Source organism: Frankia sp. CcWB2, assembly GCF_977927585.1.
The window spans coordinates 26,582-32,243 of record NZ_CDWRCM010000020.1 but is presented as its reverse complement, the minus strand read 5'-3'; the positions used below and the strand labels follow the sequence as shown (position 1 = coordinate 32,243).

Sequence of the window (5,662 nt, the reverse complement as noted above, 5' to 3'; positions counted from 1 at the left end):
CGGGGGCCACCGAGATCTACGCCGTCTAATTCGTCGGCAGCGTCAGATGTGTATAAGAGACAGAGTTCCGGCCCGAGCTCGTGGTGGGCTTCTGCCACCATGACCGCTCCTCCAGCGGGCGGTGGAACTCCCCGGATCACCGCAACGCGGGCCGGGCGCTCCTGGACGCGGTGGGCGACGCCGGCAACCGGTGGATCTTCTCCGATCTGCCCGGCGAACCGTGGAACGGCGTGCGGCACGTGGCCATGTCGAACTCGCCGCAGCCGACCCACGCGGTGGACGTCACCTCGGTGCTCGACAAGGCCGAGGCGTCGCTGCGGGAACACCGCAGCTACCTCGACGCGTTGGGGGTGACCGACGTGCGCGGCCCGTTGCTGGGGATGGTCACCGCGACGGGGCAGCGGTTCGGCGGCGTGCCCGCGATCGCGTTCGAACTGGTCGCCCGCTGACGGCGACGGCTGTGGTCGCGCCGGGCGCGCGACCACAGCCTCCGGCGTCTCGGGCGCGTCGAGTCCCGCGCGCTCAGTCCTTGGCGAGCACGGTCCGGTGCGCGGACCACATCTGCTCACGGGGGCGGTCGACGTCGGGCACTGCCCGCAGGTCCGCGAGCACCGGTTCGACCACTCGCTGCCACGTCTCGTCGTCCACGTTCCACAGCGACGGCGGCAGCCGCCGCTCGATGCTCTCCGCGGGCTGCCGCGGCGACGTGGCCCGCCGGTAGTCCGGCGTGAAGTCGTGCCTGACCACGCGCAGGCCCACGGCGGCGGCCGTCTCCGCCAGGGGCTCCGGCTCGTCCGGGCGCGGCGGCTGGAGCACGGCCAGGCGGTCCAGAGCCCGGGTCAGCTCGTCCGGTGGGGCCGCCGGGCTGCCGTGCACGGCCAGCAGCCGCCCGTCCGGCGCCAGCACGCGCGCAGCCTCCCGGAGCGCCGCTGCCATGTCCGACACCAGGTGCAGCACATACACGACCACGACGTTCGCGAACATCCCGTCGGCGAACGGCAGCGCCAACGCGTCGGCGCACGCGACCCGGCGGTCCAGTCGGTCCCGTGCGCGGGTCAGCATCGGCAGCGACAGGTCGACGCCGAACACCTGCGCGCCCAGCTCGGCCAGGCCCCTGGCGACGATGCCGGTGCCGGCCCCGACCTCCAGCACGCTGCCGGGCGCCAGGTCGCCGACCAGGCTCGCCGCCGACTGGCGGCCGCGTTCCAGGCCACCGCGCATCCGGTCGTAGTCGTCGGCCACCCGGTCGAACGCCTTCGACTCGGTCATCCTGCCTCCTCGGACCTGGTGGTCAGCCACCGCACCTCGCCGTGGTCGGCGGTCGGCGTGCCGGGGTCGCGCACGAAATCGGAGATCAGCCCGGCGACCAGGCGCGCCCGGTCGTGCGGCACGTAGTGTCCGGCCAACGCCACCTCGGCGTAGCGGGCACGGGGAAACAGCCCGGCGGCCAGCAGGGCCCGCCGCGGCGACGACACGGTGTCCCGGTCGGCCCCGATGAACAGCACGTCGACGTCGACCCGCGGCGCGTCGGCGCCGGTATCGAACGCCCACAGCTCACGCAGCTGCCGCGCGTACCGGACCAGGGCCTCGGAGGTGCGGAACGGCCGCAGCACCTCGTCGCGCAGAGCGGGGCTGAGCACGTCCAGCGGCGATGTGCCCGACGCGGGACCGGAGCCGCTGAACAGGGCGATCAGCCGAGCAGCCAGGTCGGGGTTCTCACACACGGAGCGGACCACGCGGTCGAGGTTGCGCTCGTAGCCGACGTCCAGGTCGTCCCAGCGGCCGTCCTGCTTGAACGTCGCGTTGAGGAACACCAGCGAGGCCACCGGGCCGGGGTGGCGCCGCTGGAAGGCCGCGGCGACCTTGGCGCCGGCGCACCAGCCCACCAGGTGCACCCGGTCCGCGCCGGTCCACGCCACCACGTCTGCCAGGTCATCGAGCTGGCCGACCAGGTCGCGCGGCCGATCGCCCGGCTCGACACCGAGCACCCGCCACGTCACCACGCGGTGGCGCTCGCCCAGCCGGTCCAGCAGGCGGGTCAGCATCCCGGTGCCCTGACCGAGGGCGTTCACCACGACCAGCGTCGGTCCGTCCTCGCCCGCTCGGGACACGGTCAGCGGGTCGGCGTCGCGCTCGACCACGGTGGTGCTCAGCCATCGCTCGGGCCGGGCGGCGCGTTCGCGGGCCGCGTCCAGCTGCTCGTCCTGCGCCTTGCGCACGCCCTCGGTCAGCTCCCGCAGCTCGTGGGACGGCCACGGGCCGGGGCCGGGGCCGCGGGCGGGGACGGGGACGGTGGCCAGCCCGTCGAGCCGCAGCGCCAGCAGGCGGTCCACGTCGGTCGGCGGGCCGATCGCGGTGCACGTCACGCCGTAGCAGGACGAGATCACCGGCAGCAGGTCGGCCAGCGGGGTCGGGGCCGGGAGCGCGAGGGTGTGGACGCCCTCGCCGGGCGCGACGGCCTGGCCGGCGACATCGCGGGCGCGGGCGAACACCAGCCCGGTGCCGCGGTCGGGCAGTCGCAGCGGATAGTCGCGGAAGTAGTCGGGCAGCCGGTCCGTCACCTCGGCCACCACCGAGTGGACCGCGTCGAACAGGTGGTGGGGACCCGGCGGTGTCTCGCCGAGCGCGACCGCCCGCTCGTCCACCACGGGCGGCACCCGTACCACCCGCCAGGCCACGCCCGCGGCGAGCGCGCCTTCCACGACCTCACGCTCCAGCGTCGCGTGCCCGGTCGGGCCCACGTGCACCAGTCGGGTCGCGCCCAGGCCGCGCAGCGCCCGCAGCACGGCCCGGACCGCGGTTGGCCGCGGTCGAAGCGCCACCCACCACACCTCGTCGGCGTGAGCGTCGGCGAGCACGTCGGGCAGCCCGCGGGGGTCGGCCACCTCGCGCTCGAACGCCCTCCGGCGGGCGGCGGCGGACGTGTCGAGGTTCAGGACGAACTCGCGCAGCGCGCTCGCCGATCCCGCCAGCGCCACCAGCCGCACGTCCGCGTCGGACAGGCGGCGAGCGGCGATATGGCCCGCGAGCACGGGCGAGGCGCCGACGATCAGTACGCGGGGCAACGGCTCCTCCTCTTCGGCGGTCGCATCGTGGCCGCCGCGGCGACGCCGGTGCTGCTCAAGAGTGCGCAGCACGGTCGCGGTCGCATGATTAGCGTCACGCGCCGTGAACGGTTCGTGGGACGACACCTTCGACAGACTGGTGCGGTCGGCGTTGGCCGAGTATCCGCCGGAGGCCCCGCTGGAACTGGGGACGCCGCTGCCGGCGCACGGCATGGACTCGATGGCGATGGTGGGACTGGCCGCCGCCCTGGAGACCTCCTACGGCTTCAGTTTCCCGGCCCCGGCCCTGGTGCCCGCCACCTTCGCCACGGCGGGCACGTTGTGGGACGCCGTGCGGGCCGCGCGCCGGTGACCAGATCCGACGACCTGGCGCACCAGGGCTCGACCAGGCTGCTGGACGACTGGTTCCGCGACGGCCTGCGCCGCAATCGTGACGGGCCGGCGCTGCGCGTGCTGGACCGTTTCTGGACCTATGCCGAGGTGGACCGCGGTGCCGCGGCGTGGGCCGCGACCACGCCGCCGGAGGCGTACATCGGTTTCCTGGCCGCGCTCTACGCGGGCGCGGCGGTGGTGCCGCTGAACCCGGAGAACCCGGTGCGCCGCAACGCCGCGGTGCTGCGGGCCGCCGGCTGCGAGGCCCTGATCGTCGACCCGGCCGGCGCGGCGCAGGCGGCGGAGCTGGTGGCGGGCGCCTCGCTGGCGGCGCTGCTGTCGCCCAGCTCGCCGGTCGTGGTGCCGCGGGATGTGGTGCCGCGGGGTGTGGCCGTACCGACCGTGGTCGAGGACGCGGACTTCGTGCGCCCGGACCGGTCGCCCGACGAGCTGGCCTACGTGCTGTTCACCTCCGGGTCGACCGGGGTGCCGAAGGGCGTGCCGATCACCCACCGCAACATCTCCACGTTCATCGAGGTGAGCCTGCCCCGCTACGACGTGGGCCCGGACGACCGGTTCAGCCAGATCCACGAGACCACGTTCGACCTCGCGCTGTGCGACCTGTTCCCGGCGTGGGCGACCGGGGCGTGCGTGTGCGTGCTGTCGCGGCTGCAGGCGCTCGACCCGGTCCGCTGGGTGCGCGAGTACGGCCTGACCGTGTGGCACAGCACTCCCAGCCTGGTCCGGGCGCTGCGGCTGCGTGACGCGCTGTGTGCCGGCAGCCTCGGCGGGCTGCGCCACTCGGCGTTCGCCGGCGAGCAGCTGCCGGTGGACGCCGCCCGCTACTGGTACCAGGCGATGGGCGACGGGGTTGTCGACAACCTGTACGGGCCGACCGAGGCCAGCATGGCGTGCACCGCCTACCGGTGGCACCCGGACAACGGCGACGTGGGCACCGTGCCCATCGGCTGGCCCAACGAGGGCACATCGCTGCTGGTCGTGGACGAGGCCGGGCGCGCGGGCGCCCAGGTCGGGTCGCTGCTGGTCGACGGGCCTCAGGTGTTCGCGGGCTACCTCGACCCGGCCGACGACGCCGGGCGGGTCGTGGAGCGCGACGGCCGACGCTGGTACCGGACCGGCGACCGGATCCGGGTGCGCGCGGACGGCGCACTGGTGCACCTGGGCCGCGAGGACAACCAGGTGAAGATCAACGGCTACCGCGTCGAGCTGGGCGAGGTCGAGGCCGCGCTGGCCCGGGTCGCCGGCGTGGACGTGGTGGCGCTGACGGTGCCTGGCGGCGCCGGGCAGGTCCTGGTGGCCTACCTGCTCGGCGGCCGCGAGCCCGACCTGGTGGCCGTGGCCCGCGCGCTGGCAGACGTGCTTCCCGGCCACATGCTGCCCAGGCACGTGTGGTGGCAGCCGGAACCGCCGTTGAACGCGCATGGAAAAGTCGATCGGATGCTCCTTTTCGGTGAAGCCGGCCGTCGGCTCGCATCGGCCAGGGCCTGAGTGAAGGTCGGAGTCGACGATGGAAAAGGCTCATTCATGAAGGACGACCGGATCGAGTGCCGCTTCTCCCTGGGCGACGACGACATGGTGCTGCGGAACCACAGCGTCCACGGCGTCCCGGTCATGCCCGGCGCGGTCTTCCTGGACGTGGTCTGCCGTGTGCTGAGCGGGCGCGGCCTCGACCCCGCGCGGACGTCGTTGCGCGAGGTGCTGTTCACCACGCCGATCGCCGCGCGCCCCGGTTCGGCCCTCGAGGTCCGCGTGCTCGTCGCGCCGCCGTCGGGTGGGGTACGCGCGGTGTCGGCGCAGAGCCGACCCGTCGGCGGCAGCGAGTGGCTGCCCCATTTCACCGGCTCCCTGGTCGACGATGACGGGCCGCCACCCGCGCCGATCGACCCGCGGGCGCTGGTGCTGCGCTCCTCGCGGCACAAGGACATGGAGGAGCTGTACCGGCAGGCTCGCCGGCGAGGGCATCGAGCACGGTCGGCCGATGAAGGCGTTCGGGCCCGTCCACCTGCTCGACGGCGGCCTGCTGGCCCGGCTCGACCTGCACCCGGAGGACCAGGGCGACGAGGGGTTCCACCTGCACCCGGCGAAGCTCGACGCGGCCACGCTGGTGGCGTTCGGCCAGGTTCCACCGCCCGGCGGCGACCCGTTCATCCCCGTCTACATCGACAGCTTCCGCTCCTTCCGACCGCTACGCGGTCCTGTGTGGG

Annotated in this window: 6 protein-coding genes and 1 pseudogene; 5 read left to right on the top strand and 2 right to left on the bottom strand. The window is 74.2% G+C overall.

Features of this window, described 5'->3' with window-relative positions:
- The first annotated feature begins 83 nt into the window (after window positions 1-83).
- Window positions 84-449: a PIG-L deacetylase family protein gene (locus ACY45C_RS04080; RefSeq protein WP_462186309.1), complete on the top strand. Its 366-nt coding sequence runs from the start codon at window positions 84-86 to the stop codon at window positions 447-449.
- Between the two features lie 73 nt (window positions 450-522).
- Here ACY45C_RS04080 and ACY45C_RS04075 read toward each other — a convergent pair whose 3' ends face one another.
- Together ACY45C_RS04075 and ACY45C_RS04070 are read right to left on the bottom strand one after the other, a co-directional pair.
- A complete protein-coding gene (locus tag ACY45C_RS04075) occupies window positions 523-1,269 on the bottom strand; it encodes a class I SAM-dependent methyltransferase (protein WP_462186308.1) in 747 nt (248 codons plus the stop codon).
- On the bottom strand, window positions 1,266-3,137 hold the full coding sequence (locus ACY45C_RS04070; protein ID WP_462186307.1) for an alpha/beta fold hydrolase: 1,872 nt from the start codon (window positions 3,135-3,137) through the stop codon (window positions 1,266-1,268). Before ACY45C_RS04070 ends, ACY45C_RS04075 begins: the two co-directional genes overlap by 4 nt.
- Before the next feature lie 31 nt (window positions 3,138-3,168).
- Here ACY45C_RS04070 and ACY45C_RS04065 point away from each other — a divergent pair, with 31 nt between their 5' ends.
- From ACY45C_RS04065 to ACY45C_RS04050, 4 genes and pseudogenes are all read left to right on the top strand, one after another.
- Window positions 3,169-3,417 (top strand): acyl carrier protein, encoded by a 249-nt coding sequence (locus ACY45C_RS04065; protein ID WP_462186306.1) that lies wholly within the window; start codon window positions 3,169-3,171, stop codon window positions 3,415-3,417.
- On the top strand, window positions 3,414-4,946 hold the full coding sequence (locus ACY45C_RS04060; protein WP_462186305.1) for an AMP-binding protein: 1,533 nt from the start codon (window positions 3,414-3,416) through the stop codon (window positions 4,944-4,946). Before ACY45C_RS04065 ends, ACY45C_RS04060 begins: the two co-directional genes overlap by 4 nt.
- 36 nt (window positions 4,947-4,982) lie before the next feature.
- Window positions 4,983-5,246: pseudogene (locus ACY45C_RS04055) on the top strand (hotdog family protein); the annotation flags it as partial.
- Window positions 5,247-5,436: 190 nt separating this feature from the next.
- A partial coding sequence (locus ACY45C_RS04050; RefSeq protein WP_462186304.1) for a polyketide synthase dehydratase domain-containing protein occupies window positions 5,437-5,662 on the top strand: 226 nt, incomplete at its 3' end.

Bases quoted from the DNA above. Each gene is read 5' to 3' on its own strand.
- ACY45C_RS04075 (WP_462186308.1), bottom strand. From the start codon at position 1,269: ATGACCGAGTCGAAGGCGTTCGACCGGGTGGCCGACGACTACGACCGG.